Here is a 17,585-nt window from a genome sequence, read left to right as displayed (position 1 = left end):
ATCAAACCACGACTCAGGCCGTCCGGCGCACCAGACGCATTCCGCTCGCAATACACCCGGCCGCGGAGAACGCGGCACCCCAAGCGAGCGCCAGCGTGGAGCCGTGTGTACCCACGAGTCCAAAAGCGAGCGCGACGAGCGCCGCACCCGTCGCTTGGCCCAGCAAGCGCGACGTACCAACCATGCCGCTTGCGCCGCCACTGCGCTCCGGCGGCGCGCTGTGCATGAACGCCTTCAGGTTGGGCGACTGGAAGAACCCAAAGCCCAGACCACACAAGGCCATGCGCCAACTGATGTCCCAAACCTCGGCGTGCGCCGGCATCAACGCGAGCAAGGTCATCCCCGCGCTTAACATCGCGAGGCCGATGGCACCAAGCGCACCTGCCGGGTAACGATCCGACAGGCGGCCCGCGACCGGCGCAATCGCCGCCACGAAGAACGGCCACGGCGTCATCAGGAAGCCGGTCTCGATCGGGCTTCGATGCAAGACATTCTCGAAATAGAACGGCAACGACACCAGCCCGAGGCCCTGCGTCGCAAACGCACAGATGGCCGTGACCGTCGACAACGCGAACGCCGGCAAGCGCAGCAAATCGACCGGCAGCATCGGTGCGCGATGGCCGCGTTCTCGGCGAATCAGCGCCCACCCGCAGAACACGGCACCCACGAAACAGGCCAGCGTCAGACGCCAGTCGGCCTGCTGTGCGCTTTGCCCCAGCGCGAAGATCAGCAGGGAAAACGTGACGACGTTAAGCAGTGCCGCCACCATGTCGGGCTTGTGCTCGCTGCGCGGTGTGTCGGGCAAGTTGCGACGCCCGAACGCGAGCGCTAGCAAGCCCGTCGGCACATTGATCAGGAACAGCCACGGCCAGTTGCCCACCGATAGCACCAGCGACGCAATGGTCGGCCCGATCGCAAACGAAATTCCCACGATCAGCGCGTTCAACCCCACACCGCGTCCCAACTGATGCGGCGGGTACAGGAATCGGATCAACGCGATGTTCACGCTCATCACCGCTGCCGCGCCCACACCTTGCAGCACCCGCGCACCGGCGAGAAAACCGAGCGATGGCGACAGCGCGCACAGCACCGACGAGATCAGAAAGACCGCGACGCCCGCCATGAACACGCGCTTGTGGCCCACACGCTCGCCCAGCGATGCGAAGGGCAGCAACGTCGCCACCATCGCCAACTGGTAGGCGTTGACGATCCATACGGACGCCGACGGGGTGGTGTTCAGATCGATTGCCATCTGCGGCAAAGCCGTGTTGCAGATGGCCGTGTCGAGGCTGGCGAGCGAGACGGCGAGCAAGATCGCCGTCATGGCCAGGCCGCGGCCGGTGGCCGGCGGCTCTTGCGTCTGGGCCGCGCCGGTGACAGCAGGCGCGGTGCGGGCGCTCGCCGCCGAAGTGTCGGCGGCAGGGGGCAGCGATGACATGGCGGATCAGCCCTCGGCCAGAATTTGGCGAATGGCCTGTTCGAACACTTCCGGCGGCTGACCGCCGCCCACGAGATGGCGATTGTTGAAGATGATCGCGGGCACCGAGCGAATCCCCAGATTCTGATAGTGACGCTCCAGCGCGCGCACTTGCTCGGCGTATTCGTCCGTCGAGAGAATTTCGCGCGCACGGGCGGGATCGAGCCCGGCCTGCGTGACCGCGTCGATCAGCACTTCCGGATCGCTCGTGCGCTTGCCGTCGGCAAAGTACGCACGGAACAAGGCTTCCTTGAGCGCGAGCTGCTTGTCGTTACCGACCGTCTGCGCCCAGTGCAGCAAGCGATGCGCGTCGAACGTGTTGTAAGCATGCGTGCGCAAATCCATGCGCATCGGAAAGCCTTCGGCCTGTGCGCGGGCACTGATGTTGGCCTGATTCTGCGCGAGTTGCTCGGGCGACAGGCCGTACTTGCGCGACATGTAATCGGCCAGCGCCACGCCTTCGACCGGCATGTCGGGGTTGAGCTCAAACGGGCTGAAGTGGAGGTCGACGTTGACCTCATCGCCCAGACGGCCAAGGGCGGTCTTCAAGGAGGCAAGGCCGATGGCGCACCAAGGGCACGCGACGTCGGAGACAAAGTCGATATTGAGGGTGGCTGGCATGGGCTGAGCGCGCCGCGGCGGCGCGTGCAATGAAAAACGCGCCGCTTTGGCGCGACGCAACATCGCAATCGTCGCACAAATCGCCAGATCGCGCCGGGACGTGCCACGCCGCATAACACGGGTTCACGGTGCGAAACACGGCGTGCCGCTCGATGCCTGTTCGCCTACGGCTTTGGCGGCACCATCCGCTGCTGCTGGCGGTTGAGCGAATCGATCATGATCTTGGCCGCGTCGCCCCAGTTCTGCATGCCACCGCCTGCACCTTGTCCGCGGATCGCCCGCACGTGGGCCAGATCGAGCCGGGCGCGCGTGTAGTCTTGCGACGCGGCCCTGGCAAACCACTTCTCCGCCTCGGCATAGTCGCGTTGCACGGCCTTGCCTTCGAAGTAGGCTTCGCCCAAGAGCGTTTGGGCGATGGGGTATCCCATGTCTGCCGCGCGGCGGTAGAACGTCATGGCCGACTTGCGGTCTGCCGTCACGCCGTAGCCTTCCTCAAAAATCATGCCCAACGTGGTGAGGGCCGACGGATCGGTCTTGCGGGCGCGCAACGTGGCAATGTCGTTGCGGTCGGCGCGTTGTGCGGCGGTAGTTATCCGGTACTCGGCGTCGTCCCAGGCGTTGGCGCGCTGCGCTTGCGTGCCGTCGTTCGACGGCCCCCCGACGCTGTTGGTATTGGAGGTACCGCGCACGGCGCCCGCCTGTGGCGCGTTGTGCGGCGTAGCGGGGTTGGAAGCAGGGTTGGAAGCGACCAAATACTGCGCGGCCAGCGGGACGTCGCCAATCAAACCGCTGGCAATCCATGGGCGTTGATGCCCGCCGGTGATCTCGGTGACTTGCTGCTGCGTGAGTTCGAGGGCGTGTTTGATGGTCGCGCCCGGGGCCTTCACGTTCATGGCGAGGTAGTAGGCGAACGGGCTGTTGTCGATGGCTTGCCCGAACGTGCGCATCGAATCGTACGCCGCTGCCTGATCGGCCGTCGAAAAGGCGATCAACTCGCCCTGACCGACTTTTTCTGGCTTGAGGCCCGGGCCCGTCGCGCCGCGTGACGGCACGCGGCAAGCATCGATCAGCGCGATAAACGACGCGGGCGACGACGCCATCACTTTCATGCGAACCGCAGCCAAACGCGACGCGCGCTCCAGCAGGAGCTTGCGGGTCATGGCAGAGACCGGCACACCCGTGTGCACGGGCACGAGGAAGTTGTCGCCCCCCGACTCGAAGCCGTGACCGGCGTAATAGAGCACCGCCACCTGCGCGCCGCGCGCCCGCTGGGCGAGCCAGTCGGTCGAGGCATTGAATTCTTCCAACGACAGGTCCTGCGCGACCTTCGTTTCAAAACCGAGTTGGCGGAATGCCTCGCCCATCAATTTGGCGTCGCCTGCCGGTGAGACAAGCCGGTCGCCGCCGTCGTAGCCGCTATTGCCGACAATGAGCGCGACTTTGCGGGCGGGCGCGGGGGCAACGGGCGAGGCGGCGCTCGACGCCGTTGCGACAGTCATCGCACAGAGGAGGGCGAACAGGCAACGGAGCAGCGAGGCAGACGTCATGGTGTGTGGCTAAGGGGGAAGCGACAGCGTCAGGGATGGCGCGTAAGGAACATAACCGCGCATGGCGTGCATCGAGTACATCGCGCGCATCGAGTGCACGAGCATACCCATGCAAACGCGGTATGCAACCACGAAATCGCGCGTACGCCTACCTGTACTTTCTGACAGATGTTGCACGGCGCTGACATCGGTACGATGCCTCGCGGGCATAGGCTCGCGCGCGCTGGCCCGCTTCTGGGCCGCTTCTGACCGGTTTCGTCATGCAGCGGCGCGATCATTTATGCGAGAATGCGCCGCTCAGGATGCCGAAGCGTACGACGTAATTGCGTAATCACGTAAGCGCGCTGTCATCGACGTCCTGCCGGGGAGGATTCGCACGACAGGCCGCGACATTCGAGACGTTTGAGATCGAATTGCATCGCCCTGCGGACGGATCTGGCACACAAAAGAAGACGACCAGATAACAAGAATGAATCGACTTGCAGGCGGATGGCACGCCCTCGTCGCGATGCGGCGTGCACGCGTCATGGCCCTTGGTGCCATCGCGATTTCTCTGGGGTTGGGCGGCTGCGCCGTCACCCGCAATCAAAACGGCAACATGACGTACGGGTTCGACGAAGCCAGTGTGTTTGGCACGACCGTCGACACGTTCAAACTCGCCGATGGCTCCGAAGGGGTGTTGCGACGTAGCAACGGCAAGTACACCGTCAAGCTCGAACGCTACATGCGCGTGCTGCCGCTGGGCAACGCGATGACCGCGCGACTCGTGCGATCGGAGACGATCGGCGACCGCTCTGTTGTGGTGTTCGAAACACAAGAGAACAACTGCCCGTTCAAGTACGTGCTGTACGCCATTCAAGGCAGCGACGTGCTCGGCTGGACCTTCGGCAACTGCCAGGACCGCCCGCGCGCCGACTTGGTCGACAACGGCCGCGCCCTCGTGTTCGATTTCCCCGGGAATGGTCGTCTCGTGCGTCACACGTATATGGATAGCCGTCTGCTTCAGTCGGCCATTCCGGTGCCGCCCGGCGTCGATATCCGTCGCAAGCCGTTCGCCGATGGATCGCTCAAGGCCATCGACGATCCGGCCGATGCCAATCGCTTCGCGCCGCTGCCGCCGCAAAACGCCAACACCAACGTGACGCGCCCGGCTGCCACGAATACCCCCAAGCGTCGTCAGAAGACGCCCGCGCCGACACAGGCCCCCGCGCCCACGGTACCCACGGCACCTGCCGTCGCGAGCAATTCGCCGCCGAGCAGCACGTCGGGTGGCCGCACCATTCCGGCGCCGCCCGCTGGTCCCGTCACGTCGAACTCGCTGTCGTTCGCCACTGAAGAAGTCAAACCCGTTCGCGTCGACCTTCGGAACTGATCGTGCGCAATACCTTGCTCAAGCAGACGGCGTTTCTGATCGCCGTCACCGTGGTGTATCTGATTTTCGAACTTGGCTTTAACGGGCGGCTGCTCGATGTGGTGGGCGGGGCGGCAACGCCCGACGACGTGCATCACATCGAATACTTCGGCCGCACGCTCTCGGGCATTGCGGCGGCGCTGGTCGTGTTGCAGCTCATGCTCACGCGCCGTGCCAAAGGCGGGCAGGGTAAGCCGTCGTATCGAAGCATCGTGATCGCATGCGCAGTGACGATCGTGGTGGTGTTCCTCGCGATCAAGACGCTGGTCGATGTGCTGGTGAACACGCGCGACGCCCAGTTTCGCCGCACGGCGGCGAATACGGTGCTCATGCAGCGCTCGCTGGTCGATGGCCGTTTGCAGCTCGATGGCCTCGGCGTGGACGATGGCGTTTTCGCCCGCCCGGAAGGCAAGGCTTTCCTCGCGTTGTTTCCGGTGATGGCGGTTTCGGTCGATCGGCTCGACGAGAAAACGCGCACCGTGAAGACCACGCTCGTGCGCGACAAGGTGCGCCGCGAAATGGGCGGCGTGCAGTCGTACTACGACAAGTACACCGACGGCATGAAACGTCTGCGTAAGGACTGGAACAAGTACGCGGCAGTGATCTCGGACGGCGATCCCGATCTGTTGCAAGAGCAGCAAAAAGCCTGGAACGACTATCGTGCGCGCCTGAGCCGCCGGGGCTGGCAGCCTGAAACGGTGCCGTTCTATGCCCGCGGCAAGGTGTCGGCAAGTGTGCGGCGCGATCTGCCTGCGCTGCCGTCGAACTGGCGTCCGGACGACATGCTCAACTTCTATCGCGCCGTGGGCGTGAAGTACCGCCAGCAGGCGGCACGTCGCGTGCAGTCGGTGGAAGTGGGCGGCGAGACGATTCCGCCGGGCTTGTCTTACGAGGCCTTCGTGGCGCGCCGTGGCGTGCAGAACAAACTGCGCGAAGAGATGCACCTGCCCGCGAGCGCCGTGGTGCAGGCGAGCTACACGAGCGCGGCGTCGTTCGAGCAATTGTTCGATCAGGCGGTCGACGAGGAAACCCGCAAGATGATGGTGCAGCTCGACGCGCCTGCCAGCGACTACGCCGACGGCGGCAAGTGGGCTAAGGAAGGGCTCGATGCCACGCGTGCGGCGATTGTGCCTGCGGTGGCGTTGTTCTTCTCGTTGTTGGGCGCTATCGGCCACTTCTCGAAATTGCTGTTTCTCTCGGCGAAGGGCGTCATGCTCTCGCGTGCCGGTGCCGACGGGCAACTGAGCAAACGTGCTTCGCGCGCGACGCTCGCGGTGTTGTTCTCGGGACTGATCGGCGTGTGGGCCGTGTTTTCCTTCTCGTCGAACGCGATTACCCGCAGCGATCTGTTCCACCAGATGATGGCGTGGTCGAGCGGTGGGACGACGGCCGGTCATTTGCTTACCAACATCGCCCATGTCGTCGTGGTGGGGCAGGGGTATGGGTATCCGCTCAACGAGGCGATTCGGCAAGACGTGCTGATGGGCTTCAAATACGGCTACGACCCGCTGGCCAACGCGGCTAAGCCGTCGAAGTAAGGACCGCACGTCATGATGAAACCCTTTGTTTTGCCGCGCGTGCGGCGCATTGCCGTGGCGGCGCTTGCCGTGACCGTCGGCACGTTGACCACGATGGCGCCGGTGTCGGCAGCCTGTCTGGGCATGCAGATTCATGCCCATCGCGGATCGGCCACCGCGCCTGAAAACTCGGCCCGTGCCTTGCAAACGGGCTATGCCGGTGCGTGGGACGGCGTCGAAACCGACATGCAGCAACTGAGCGACGGCACATGGGTACTGCACCACGACATGCAGACGGGGCGCTCGGTACTCGCCGGTGCCCCTCGGCCCGTCGCGCAACTCACGCAGGCCGACTGGCGTAACGCGCGCATGACGCTCAACGGTCGCGCCACCAACGAACCGCCGCCGTTTCTCTCCGACGTGCTCGCCATCGCCAACACGTTCCCCGGCAAGACGCTTAACGCCGAGATCAAGGAAGTGGTGAGCAACTGCACGCCGATTCAAGGGCTGGTCGCCCAGATGAAGCAGGGCGTACCCCATGGCAATTGGTTTCTGACGTCCGGGCTGCTACAGAACCTGCGCTGCGCGCGCACGGCCGACCGTCAGGGGTATATGGGGCTGATCGTGTTCGACGGGCGCAACGCGGAAGCCGTGGGGTCGAACAAGCTCACGAAGTTCGTCGCGAAGCATGCGAAGGCCCCGGTTCTGAATCGCGCGTGGATGGACCATCTCGTCGCGCAGCTCGGCTTGCCTGCGGGCGTTCACGTCGACGCGCGCACGATGGACGCGAATCCGTATTTGCTCGACGACGCGGCCGATACCCGGCTCGCCGTGTTCGCGTACGCCGTGCAGGGCGACGAGGCGCTCGCCGAGGCGATCGGTCATGCCAAGGCACGCACGGGCAAGCTGCCCAGCGGGGCGGTGATCGATGGCGATGCGCAAGCTTTCTGCCGCCGTGTGACGCAAGTGATCGGGCAGCGTTGATTGCGTCAGCAGGCACGGGCCGGATGCGTTAGCATCGTCGGGTCATTGCCTCTACTCTCCCCCGCCCATGTCAGACGACGTTCATTTCTACGACCCGGCCAAAGGCCACGGGTTGTCTCACGATCCGTTCAAAGCGATTGTCGCGCCCCGTGTGATCGGCTGGATTTCCAGCCGCGACGCGCAGGGCAGCGTCAATCTCGCGCCCTATAGCTTTTTCGGCGCGTTTGCGACGTTCCCGCCAATCATCGGGTTCTGTAGCGAAGGCTTCAAAGATTCCATCGCCAATATCGAAGCGACGCGCGAATTCGTCTGGAATCTCACGAGCAAGTCGCTCGTCGAGAAGATGAACAAGACGTCGGCACCGGTGCCGCACGAGGTCGACGAGTTCGATCTGGCGGGCTTGACGAAAGCGCCGGGCGTGAACGTGTCGGTGCCGCACGTGGCCGAATCGCCTGCATCGCTCGAATGCAAGCTGCTGCAAGTGGTGCGCCTGCAAGACCTCGACGGCAAGCCGATGAACAACTGGCTGGCCCTCGGGCAGGTGGTCGGCGTGCATATTCGCCGCGAGTTTTTGCGCGAGGACGGCACTTTCGATACGTTCAAGGCGCATCCGGTCATGCGCGCCGGTTATCTCGGCGACTACGCGGAAATTGGCCCGATGTTCGATCTGCGCCGCCCTAAGCTGTAACGTCATCGCGCGGCTGGTCTGCCGCCGATCATCCGTGGGCGCTGCGGCGCCCGCGTCCCGCAGTGTCTGCATTTTCCGCAATGCGTTATTGACGAAATCGACGCGCTACGCGATTGACATCGTCATCCGTTCGCAAGTGTCCACCGGTGGACATTGCAGGGCGGGGCTTCGCGCATTTGTCCTTTCACCGACCGACCGGTCGGAAAATCCGCTCGCAATCATTTGTAAAATTTGCTGCGATGCAAAATGTTTTCTAGCCGCGTATGCTTGCGACCTTCATTGACGCCGCTGCGGCCGGCGTCCCCTCCTGCGGGCATTGAATTGCCTTGATTTGCGTGCTTCGCGTCGAGCGAAGCGTGCGGGGTAGGTTCGTGCCTGGCTGCGTCGATGGGGAGCTTCGGCTCTCTGTTTTTGTTGCAGCACATCAGGACTCTCCCCCCAATGTTTCCTATCCTGTCGCTTCTTATCTGGACCCCTATTCTGGCCGGCGCGCTCATCATGCTGCTCGGGCAGGATCGTCATCCCAACGCGGTTCGCTGGACTTCGCTCGCCGCAGCCGTCGTGTCGGCATTGCCGATCATTCCGCTGGTGCGCGGATTCCATACCCGTGTGGCCGACATGCAGTTCGTCGAGCGCTTTCGCTGGATTGCGTCGTTCGACGCGTCTTGGCATGTCGGCATCGATGGCCTCTCGCTTTGGCTTGTCGCACTGACCGGCGTGACGACCATCATCGTGGTGCTGGCCTCGTGGCGTGCGGTGAGTACGCGTATGAGCTCGTACTTCGGCAGCTTTCTCGTGCTCTCGGGCCTGATGCAAGGCGTGTTCACGGCGCAGGACGGCATGTTGTTCTTCGTGTTTTTCGAAGCGACGCTGTTGCCGCTGTACCTGCTGATCGGCGTGTACGGACGCGCCAATCGCACGCGCGCCGCCGTGAAGTTCTTCTTTTTCTCGCTGACCGGCTCGCTGATGATGCTGCTCTCGATGCTGTATCTCTACATGCAGACGCAGAGCTTCGACCTTGCCCGCTGGCATGAGCTGCATCTGCCGTTGGCCGTGCAAGTGTTGCTGTTTATCGGTTTTCTCGGCGCGTTCTCGGTCAAGGTGCCGATGTGGCCGGTGCATACGTGGCTGCCGGACGTGCACCTCGATGGCCCGACGGGTGCTGCCGTCATGCTCGGCATGTTGAAGATGGGCGGCTACGGGCTGCTGCGCTTCAATTTGCCGCTGCTGCCGGATGCCAGTCACTTCGTTGCGCCGGTGATGGTGGTGCTCTCGCTCATCGCGGTGATTTACGCGAGTCTGGTGGCGCTGGTGCAGACCGATTTGCGCAAGCTGCTGGCCTATTCGGCGGTGGCGCATATGGGCCTGGTGACGCTCGGCTTGTTTCTGTTCTCGGAAATGGGCACGGACGGCGCGGTGATGCAGATGATTTCGTACGGCATCGTCTCGGGCGCGATGCTGCTGTGTACGGGCATGCTGTACGACCGCACGGGCAGTTCGTCGATCGACGCCTATGGCGGTGTGGCCGCCACGATGCCGCGCTTTGCAGCGTTTGCGATGCTGTTCTCGATGGCGAATGTCGGGATGCCGGGCACCTCGGGCTTCGTGGGTGAGTTTTTGGTGTTGATGGGGGCCATCAAGGCCAACTTCTGGATCGGCGCGATTGCGTCGCTCACGTTGGTGCTGAGCGCGGCCTACACGCTGTGGATGTACAAGCGCGTGATTTTCGGGCGTGTCGGCAATTCGGCGGTGGCATCGCTCAAGGATGTGAGCCGTCGCGAGTTTGCGCTGCTGGGTGCGATGGCGGTGATGGTGCTCGCTATCGGTCTCGACCCGAAGCCGCTCACTGACGGCATCGACGCAACGGCCATTCAGGTGGTGCAGGGTATCGAGCAGCATCGCCTGGCACCCAACGACCCGGGCAGCAGCGAAGTGGCAGGGCGTCGTCACGGTGACGCCGCCGGGCATGCGGCCGTGACGGTGAAGGGCGTGCAGCCGGACGCTTAAGGCGTGGCGTGGTGATATCCGAATGAAAATGGGCGCTGACAAGCGCCCATTTTTTTGCCTTGCGGCGGTGCTTACAGCTTGTTGCAGAGCGCGCCCGAGAAGGTGGAGATCACCGAATTGCCGTCGAGTGCGACGTCCGATTTATCGATGACGGCCCCGTCGAAATTCAATTCGTAAATGGTGCCGAATCCTTTCTGGCAATCGGCCACGGCGATCACGTATTCGCTATACGAGAAGGTGTTCTTGCCGACGTTATCGAAGCGCGACAGCGCCGAGATCGACGGCTTGCCCTTGAAGTTGCGGCGCTGCACGGTGTCGGTCTTGAGCATGTAGCGATTGCCGGATTGCGCGGCTTTCGCGGCTTGTTCCCAGACATTGTCTTTGTCTTGGCGCGAGACCTTGCCGGTGTCTTCGTCCCAGCTCATGCAAGCCAGGCTGCCGAGGTTGTCGGCCACGGTGGGGCCAAACCGCACATAGGCGTCTTTGCCGCGAAACTGCGCTTCCATGCCGTTGTAGTAGACGTAGCCGAACCCCTTCTTGCACGACTCCAGCATCACGAACGCCTGACCGTATTCGTATGTGTTATTCGACTTGTTCTTCACCTGATACAAGAACGAGTAGCCAGTCCCCTTCTTGCCATCCACGTTCATCAGACTGCCGCTGCCTTTCTTCGCCTGCCAAAGATAGCCGGGCGATTCCGCCGCAGTGATCCAGTTGGCTTGATCGGCAGCCCCCGCCGAATGGATGACTGCCACGCCAATCAGAGCCCCCAGTACAACTTTTACCGACATGCATTTTCTCCGCAGCATTGATTCATCGGGGTGACTTCCCGCACCCGCTTCTCCGTGCGACACACGCGATAAGCGTCGAGCGTCGTTTGGAGCCAAAGCATTATTTCGGCAAGAAAGCTGGAAACTTTAGCCGCGCACATGCGCCGCAGAGCGTTGTGGCACGGGGCGGCAGTCACTTGGCGGCGCGCTTTCAAACGGGCGTCTTGAGCGCGAATTCCACGCAGAATCGAGCACAATAGCCACGCGAAGACCTCCATTCTCCGCAAATTCAATAGATGGAATGACGCCGTGACACAAGCTAAGTACTGCGATGTACACTATGTGTTACGTAGTGCGATGTACTTTGTGTGACAAATGGTGTGCGGCAACGGCAGCTGCATTGCCTTGTGCCCGCTAGTTCCTTCCGACGTTTTGCGAGAAACCGACGATGAATAAACCAGCTGCGCGCATTACCCTCCTCATGGCGAGCTTGTTATTGGTTCCGCCACTTCCCGCACAAGCCGCCGTCTACAGCAACGGCACGAGTACCGCTACGTTCACCGTCACGCTAGTCATCACAGCGGGCTGCTCGGTCACCGCGACACCGATGAGCTTCGGCTCGCTGTCCAGCCTGACGACGGTGCAGACCGCGACATCGACCGTGTCGGTGACCTGCACGAACACCACCCCCTATAACCTCGGCTTGAGTGCCGGTAGCGGCACGGGATCGACCGTGACCGCGCGCGTAATGTCGGGGACGGCAAGCGGTAACACGGCAACCATCAGCTACGGGCTCTATCAGGATTCGGGGCACGGTACCGTCTGGGGCACGACGCAAGGCACCAATACGCAGTCCGGCACGGGGAACGGCATTGCGCAGGCATTTACCGTTTATGGCCAGTTGCCTGTCTCGGCGGGGCCGATTCCGCAGCCAGATACGTATTCCTCGGTGATCACCGCGACCGTCTACTTCTAGCGGGGCGCGGCCGATGAGAAGATTCCGCCTGTGGGCGGAGCGGTTCGCCATACGCGTTGGTGGGGGCGTTGCGGCTTTGATCTGCTTGTCCGCCAGTGCGGCCACGTTGCAGATTTCTCCGGTCAATGTGGAGTTTTCGGCCAAGCAGAACGCCATCGGACTGACGTTGAGCAATCCGGGGGATACGGCCGTCTACGGTCAGGTCCGGATCTACGCTTGGACGCAGGAAGCGGGCGAAGACAAGCTCACCCCAACCGACGCGATCGCTGCCAGCCCGCCGATTCTGCGCATCGAGGCGAATGGCGCGCAGATCATTCGTCTGGTTCGCGTATCTAACGCACCGCCCGCTGCCGAACAAAACTACCGTTTGCTCGTCGATGAACTGCCCGAACCGGGGCAGCCGACGCAAAGCGGTATCTCCATCCGCATGCGGTATTCGATTCCCGTGTTCGTGGTGCCGGCAGTGGCGCTCCCGAAGCCGGAGTTGCGTTTCACGTTGAAACGCATGGGCGACGACTGGTATCTGGAAGCCCAGAATCTGGGCGGCAGTCGCGCGCAAATCGGTGCGACCAGTTTCGTCGACGCGGCAGGGAAGTCTCATCCGGTGACTAGCGGCTTACTTGGCTACGCGCTTGCGGGCCAACGCCGTGTCTTCAAGCTCCCCTGGCCGGTTGGCAAAGCACCGGCTTCGCCACTGACGATCGACGCCACGATCAATACGGTACCCACGCGCTCCGTCGTCAATATCGATGGCGGACCGTGAGCGCGCGCGTCCCGGTGCGAGCGCGCTCTGGTTGGCGAGCCTGTTTGCCGGCGCGCTGGCACCCGTCAACGATCTGTCGGCCGCCGAGGGCTTGGTGAGCGACTACTACCTCGACGTGTCGGTCAACGGGGCGGCTACCGGGGCCATTGCTCACTTCTTGATGCGCGACGGACGCTTTAGCGCGGCCGCCGACGATTTGCAGTCGCTGGGTATCGATGTCAGCCAACTCAAAATTACCGGCGACACGCAGGTGCCGCTCGACGCCATCGGCGGCGTTCAATACCGGTACGACGCTTCGCGGCAGAGTATCGACATCGCTGTGCCCGACACGCTACGGGTGCCGTTTCAGATCGGCCGCGTCGCCCCGCGTGCTGCGAACGCGATGACGTCGAATGGCTTCCTGCTGAATTACGACGCGCTGATCGAACGCGACCGGATGACACGTGCAACGAGTTGGACCGAGTTGCGGTTCTTTCATCAAGGCGGTGTCTTCAGCCAGACGGGGGTGTTCGATACCTGGTCGGACAGTCCGGCGTATCTGCGTTACGACACCTTCTGGCGTCACGACAATGCCGCCGAGATGACGACCTTGCAATTGGGCGACACGATCTCAGGCTCGCTCGCTTGGTCGCGCTCGATTCGTCTGGCCGGTGTGCAGTGGCGCAAGAACTTCGCGCTGCGGCCCGACCTGGTCACATTCCCCGTGCCGTCGCTCGGCGGGTCGGCTGCGGTGCCGTCGTCGGTCGACGTCTACCTCGATGGCATTCGACGCTTCGGCGGCAACGTGCCTGCGGGGCCCTTCGTGATTCGCGAGACGCCGGGCCTCATCGGGAATCTTCAGGCTGCGGTCGTCACGCGCGACGCGCTCGGGCGCGAGAGCGTCATCAATGTTCCGCTGTACATCGATACCCGGATGCTGGCGGCGGGCCTGTCGAGCTACTCGTTCGAAGCGGGGGTGCCGCGTACCGACTATGGCTTTCGCTCGTGGGGCTATGAGCATCGTGTTGCCGCGTCGGCAGCGTATCGCTACGGCGTTTCGGATCGACTGACGACGGAGTATCACGCGGAAGGTTCGTCGGGGCTCGTGAACGCCGGTGTCGGGGCGTTGGTGTCGTTATCGGGTTATGGGGTGGTGAGCGGGTCGTTGTCCGGGGCGACAGGGCAGCGCAATGGGGCGCAGATCGGTGTCGGGTATCAGTATCTGTCACGCAATTTCTCGTTCGACTCGTTGTTTCAGCGCACGGTGGGGGACTTCCGCGATTTGGCCACACTGGGTGGCTCTGCCGTGCCGAGCACGATGGATCGCGTCACGATCTCCACGCCGTTCTGGGGAAATCGCACGCTATCGCTGAGTTACATCGGGATGGCCGGGGCTGATTTTCCAACGTCGCGCGTGCTGTCCGCTAACGTCTCGTGGCCGGTGCGCTCGGTAGGCTCGCTCAATGTCGGCGCGTTTCAGGATATGGCCAATCATCGTAGCTACGGCGTATTCGCAATGCTTAGCTTCACGTTGGGGCCGAATACCGTGGGGGCCTTGTCGTGGGCGCGTCAGCAGAACACGACGCAGGCGCTCGCCAGCGCCACGCGTACCGCCGACTACGGCGGTGGCTGGGGGTGGAACGTGCTTGGCGGTGTCAACGACAGCGTGACCATCGGGCAGGCACAGGCGCAATATCTAGGCCGTTATGGGCAAGCGACGGCATTGGCGCAGACGTATGACCGGCAGACGCGTGTCGGCCTCGGGCTGACCGGCGCGCTCGTGGCCATGGATGGCGGTGTTCATCCGGCGAGACGGATCTTCGACAGCTTCGCACTGGTCAAGACGGACGCCGATGCCGACGTGCCCGTTCTGCGCGAGCAATTGCCGGTCGGGCGCACCGACGGCACCGGCCATCTTGTGATTCCGGATCTCAATGGTTATCAGGTCAATCGACTCAGCGTCGATGCAACCGACTTGCCCGCCGACCTTTCGATCTCGCCTTCGTCGCGTACGGTGGTGCCGGAGTCGGGCGCAGGGGTGTTGGTCACGTTCCCTGTTCATCGGTATCGTGCAGCGCTCATCACGCTGGTGAACGCCGACGGGACGCCGTTGCAGGCAGGCGCGCGGGTGACGCATCGCGAGACGGGGGCGCAGACGATCGTCGGTTACGACGGGCAGACATTCGTCGACGGGTTGCAGCGTGAGAACACGCTCGTGGTGACGCAGGGCGGCGGCACATGTGACCTGACGTTTGCCTACGATCCGGTGACGCAAGGTGCCATGGCGCGCATCGGGCCCCTCGTGTGCACGCCGCAGGCGGTCGCGCCACCACCGTTGCCGAGGCGAGTCCGATGAAGCGCTGGGTCCTGCTCTCGATACTGGTTTTGACGGCGCTATTCGTCGCACCGACAGCGCAAGCGCAGACGTGCTCGCTGGGGCCACCCAGTGTGGCGTTCACACCCTTCAGCCCAATCACGGGGGCAGCGCTGACAGCGACGGGCACGGTCAAGGTGACGTGCACCTGGCCGCTCGTCAATCTGGTGCCGAATGTGAAGATCTGTCTGGGTTTCTCGGCATCGACGCCGCGCTCGTTATCCAACAGCGGCAACACCATTGCGTATGACTTGTACACCGACGCCGGGGCTTCTATACCGTGGGGGACTACACCGGCCAGTGTTTTGTCGACGACGTTCAGCAATTCGATACTTGGCTACACGGGGAGCACCGACATTAACGTCTACGCAAAAATTGCCGCCAATCAGACGACAGTGCCGACCGTTCAAAGCAGTGACACTGTCTACACGACGACGTATGCCGCGAACAACGTCACGTTGTCTTATCAGTTCTATCTGCTGGCTGCGCCCGCATGTGGCACAGGGGGATTTACAAGCGGGACGACAAGCCCGTTTACCGTCAACGTCACGGTGACGAATAACTGCACGATCAATGCGACGGGCCTCACGTTCGCGCCGTCCTCCACGCTTGCGAACACGCTGACCGCACAAGGCTCACTTGGCGTGCAGTGTACTAACAATGACGCGTATCAGATTCTGTTGAGCGGTGGCGTGAGCGGGCAGGTGGGGGCAAGAACGCTGAAGGGGCAGACGCTGGGTGCCACCATTCCGTATCAGCTCTATACGAACTCGTCGTATGCCACCGCTTGGGGAGATGGCACGGGCGGGACGTCGGTTTATCAAGGGACGGGGTCCGGGATCGTGGTTAGCATTCCCATTTATGGCCGCATCCTCCCGCAGCCGTCCACGCCTGCACCGGATACTTACAAGGACACGATTACGGCGACGATTCAGTTTTGATTGATTTGTCGAAAGCCGTATGGCGGCAACGCTAATGTCGCGCGGAAAAGAAAAAGGGCTGCACGATGTGCAGCCCTTCGAATTCGTTTGGTAGGCCGTGCGGGACTCGAACCTGCGACCAACGGATTAAAAGTCCGCTGCTCTACCAACTGAGCTAACGACCCAACGAAGAAAAAGATTATAGCGATGACCCCGCCATAGTGTCAATACTTCTGTGATGCGAATGTGTCAGTTCGTGCACGATTATTCGCATACGGTGCGGAATATCCTCAAACGCTGCGTTCAATACGCCACATTTGGTACTTGAACGCGCAGATGCCGCCGACAAGAATCGCGATGATCGCCACGAACGATCCGAGTGCAAGCGTCGAGACGCCCGACAACCCCTGGCCCACCGTGCAGCCCAGTGCCGTCACACCGCCAAAACCCATCAAGACGCCGCCGACCATGTGATTCGCCGTGTCTTCGGTGCCGTGGAAACCTTCCCAACGGAAGGTGCGCGATACCAGCGCGTAAGCGAACGACCCGACGATTACGCCCAGCACACTCGCAATGCCCAGCGTAATCACGTTGCTCGTGTCGCTCCACATCATCAGCCAGTACAGCGTGTACGCCAACGGCGAGACGAACGACAGGGCTTCCATCTTGCCGGAGTTGGTGGCAACGAAGCTCTCTTCCAACGTGTTCGGATTCTCGGCAACGTAACCGATCTTGCCCGAGACGTACCACAGCGCCACGATAATCGCGCCCACCACCAAGCCGCCCAGCAAGTTATCGAACGTCCAGAACTCGCGGCGGGCAAGGGCGGCGATGACAAATGCACCGCCGATCACGAGGCCCAGCACCAGTTGGGCACGATGCAGATCGCCGCCGAACAGGCCGCCGAGCAAAGTCGGCAGATCTTGCGAGGAGGCAAACGTCGTCTGCACGCTGTCGAGCGCTGCCACACGCCACACGGCAAACAACCCCTTGAGCGTCATGTAAGCGGACAGGCCGATCATCACGAACACCAGCAACGACTTGAGATTGCCGCCACCGATGCGTACCAGCGTCTTGCTGCCGCAACCGGAGGCGAGCACCATGCCGAAGCCGAACAGCCAGCCGCCGACGACGTACGACAGCCAAGTGAATCGCGGTGTGGTGTAAATCGCCTTGATCGGATCGATGATGCCCAGCGACGCCAGCACGCCGGTGCCGATGGTCGCGACACCGATGGCCAGCCACCACATGCGCATGCGGTTCCAGTCGCCGATGTTCACGATGTCGGAGAGCGCGCCCATCGTGCAGAAGTGGGTACGTTGCAGGACGGCGCCGAACACGAAGGCCAGGCCGAAGGTGAGCCACACGACGGTGTGGGAGAGGGCGGTGAGATCGACGTCTGTCATGAGGCGAGACCGGCCGTGCCAGGCCGTTCAAAGCATTGTCGCGAGCCGCGGGGCGCAGCCGGCATTTGTTGTTATCTGACGCGCACCACACGCCGTGTGTGGGCTTGTCGCGGGTGCGGTCGTCATGTCGCGCAGGCCGTTTGCC

At 62.6% G+C, this 17,585-nt stretch carries 14 protein-coding genes and 1 tRNA gene; 9 read left to right on the top strand and 6 right to left on the bottom strand.

What is annotated here, in order from left to right; translation table 11 throughout:
* Positions 1-13: 13 nt before the first annotated feature.
* The 3 genes from PPN31114_RS08345 to PPN31114_RS08335 form a co-directional block, all read right to left on the bottom strand.
* Entirely contained in the window at positions 14-1,438 is a 1,425-nt protein-coding gene (locus tag PPN31114_RS08345) for an MFS transporter (protein WP_150678922.1), read from the bottom strand.
* A gap of 6 nt (positions 1,439-1,444) precedes the next feature.
* Positions 1,445-2,098, bottom strand: coding sequence for a DsbA family oxidoreductase (locus PPN31114_RS08340; RefSeq protein ID WP_174987794.1), 654 nt, complete (start codon positions 2,096-2,098; stop codon positions 1,445-1,447).
* A 164-nt stretch (positions 2,099-2,262) separates the two neighbouring features.
* Positions 2,263-3,645 (bottom strand): caspase family protein, encoded by a 1,383-nt coding sequence (locus tag PPN31114_RS08335; protein WP_150678920.1) that lies wholly within the window; start codon positions 3,643-3,645, stop codon positions 2,263-2,265.
* 469 nt (positions 3,646-4,114) lie between these two features.
* Between PPN31114_RS08335 and PPN31114_RS08330 the strand changes: the two genes are divergently transcribed.
* From PPN31114_RS08330 to PPN31114_RS08310, 5 genes are all read left to right on the top strand, one after another.
* On the top strand, positions 4,115-5,017 hold the full coding sequence (locus PPN31114_RS08330; RefSeq protein WP_150678919.1) for a hypothetical protein: 903 nt from the start codon (positions 4,115-4,117) through the stop codon (positions 5,015-5,017).
* A gap of 2 nt (positions 5,018-5,019) precedes the next feature.
* The gene (locus PPN31114_RS08325) at positions 5,020-6,594 is read left to right on the top strand and encodes a hypothetical protein (protein WP_150678918.1); all 1,575 of its coding nucleotides are present in this window, start codon (positions 5,020-5,022) and stop codon (positions 6,592-6,594) included.
* A gap of 12 nt (positions 6,595-6,606) precedes the next feature.
* Positions 6,607-7,557: a glycerophosphodiester phosphodiesterase gene (locus PPN31114_RS08320; protein WP_246182434.1), complete on the top strand. Its 951-nt coding sequence runs from the start codon at positions 6,607-6,609 to the stop codon at positions 7,555-7,557.
* A 67-nt stretch (positions 7,558-7,624) separates the two neighbouring features.
* On the top strand, positions 7,625-8,245 hold the full coding sequence (locus PPN31114_RS08315) for a flavin reductase family protein (RefSeq protein ID WP_150678917.1): 621 nt from the start codon (positions 7,625-7,627) through the stop codon (positions 8,243-8,245).
* 441 nt (positions 8,246-8,686) lie between these two features.
* Positions 8,687-10,252 carry a complex I subunit 4 family protein gene (locus PPN31114_RS08310; RefSeq protein ID WP_150678916.1) on the top strand — a complete coding sequence of 522 codons (1,566 nt, stop codon included), beginning with the start codon at positions 8,687-8,689 and terminating at the stop codon, positions 10,250-10,252.
* A gap of 71 nt (positions 10,253-10,323) precedes the next feature.
* Here the strand turns inward: PPN31114_RS08310 and PPN31114_RS08305 are convergent, their stop codons facing one another.
* Positions 10,324-11,043, bottom strand: a complete 720-nt coding sequence (locus tag PPN31114_RS08305; protein ID WP_150678915.1) for a hypothetical protein — start codon at positions 11,041-11,043, stop codon at positions 10,324-10,326.
* Positions 11,044-11,470: 427 nt separating this feature from the next.
* Between PPN31114_RS08305 and PPN31114_RS08300 the strand changes: the two genes are divergently transcribed.
* The 4 genes from PPN31114_RS08300 to PPN31114_RS08285 all read left to right on the top strand — a co-directional run bounded on the left by PPN31114_RS08300 (position 11,471) and on the right by PPN31114_RS08285 (position 16,055).
* On the top strand, positions 11,471-11,998 hold the full coding sequence (locus PPN31114_RS08300) for a Csu type fimbrial protein (protein WP_150678914.1): 528 nt from the start codon (positions 11,471-11,473) through the stop codon (positions 11,996-11,998).
* Positions 11,999-12,074: 76 nt separating this feature from the next.
* Complete coding sequence (locus PPN31114_RS08295) at positions 12,075-12,761, top strand: fimbrial biogenesis chaperone (protein WP_246182433.1); 687 nt, start codon at positions 12,075-12,077, stop codon at positions 12,759-12,761.
* Positions 12,748-15,096: a fimbria/pilus outer membrane usher protein gene (locus PPN31114_RS08290; protein ID WP_150678912.1), complete on the top strand. Its 2,349-nt coding sequence runs from the start codon at positions 12,748-12,750 to the stop codon at positions 15,094-15,096. The genes PPN31114_RS08295 and PPN31114_RS08290 overlap by 14 nt, the downstream gene beginning before the upstream one ends.
* Complete coding sequence (locus PPN31114_RS08285; RefSeq protein WP_150678911.1) at positions 15,093-16,055, top strand: Csu type fimbrial protein; 963 nt, start codon at positions 15,093-15,095, stop codon at positions 16,053-16,055. Before PPN31114_RS08290 ends, PPN31114_RS08285 begins: the two co-directional genes overlap by 4 nt.
* Before the next feature lie 88 nt (positions 16,056-16,143).
* On the opposite strand, the gene PPN31114_RS08280 is transcribed toward PPN31114_RS08285, so the two are convergent.
* A tRNA-Lys gene (locus tag PPN31114_RS08280) sits at positions 16,144-16,219 on the bottom strand.
* A gap of 105 nt (positions 16,220-16,324) precedes the next feature.
* On the bottom strand, positions 16,325-17,440 hold the full coding sequence (locus tag PPN31114_RS08275) for a YeeE/YedE family protein (RefSeq protein ID WP_150678910.1): 1,116 nt from the start codon (positions 17,438-17,440) through the stop codon (positions 16,325-16,327).
* Between the last annotated feature and the right edge of the window lie 145 nt (positions 17,441-17,585).

This window comes from Pandoraea pneumonica (genome assembly GCF_902459645.1).
Classification (GTDB): Bacteria; Pseudomonadota; Gammaproteobacteria; order Burkholderiales; family Burkholderiaceae; genus Pandoraea; species Pandoraea pneumonica.
The sequence above is the reverse complement of the archived record's forward strand: the minus strand, read 5'-3'. Positions and strand labels throughout refer to the sequence as shown.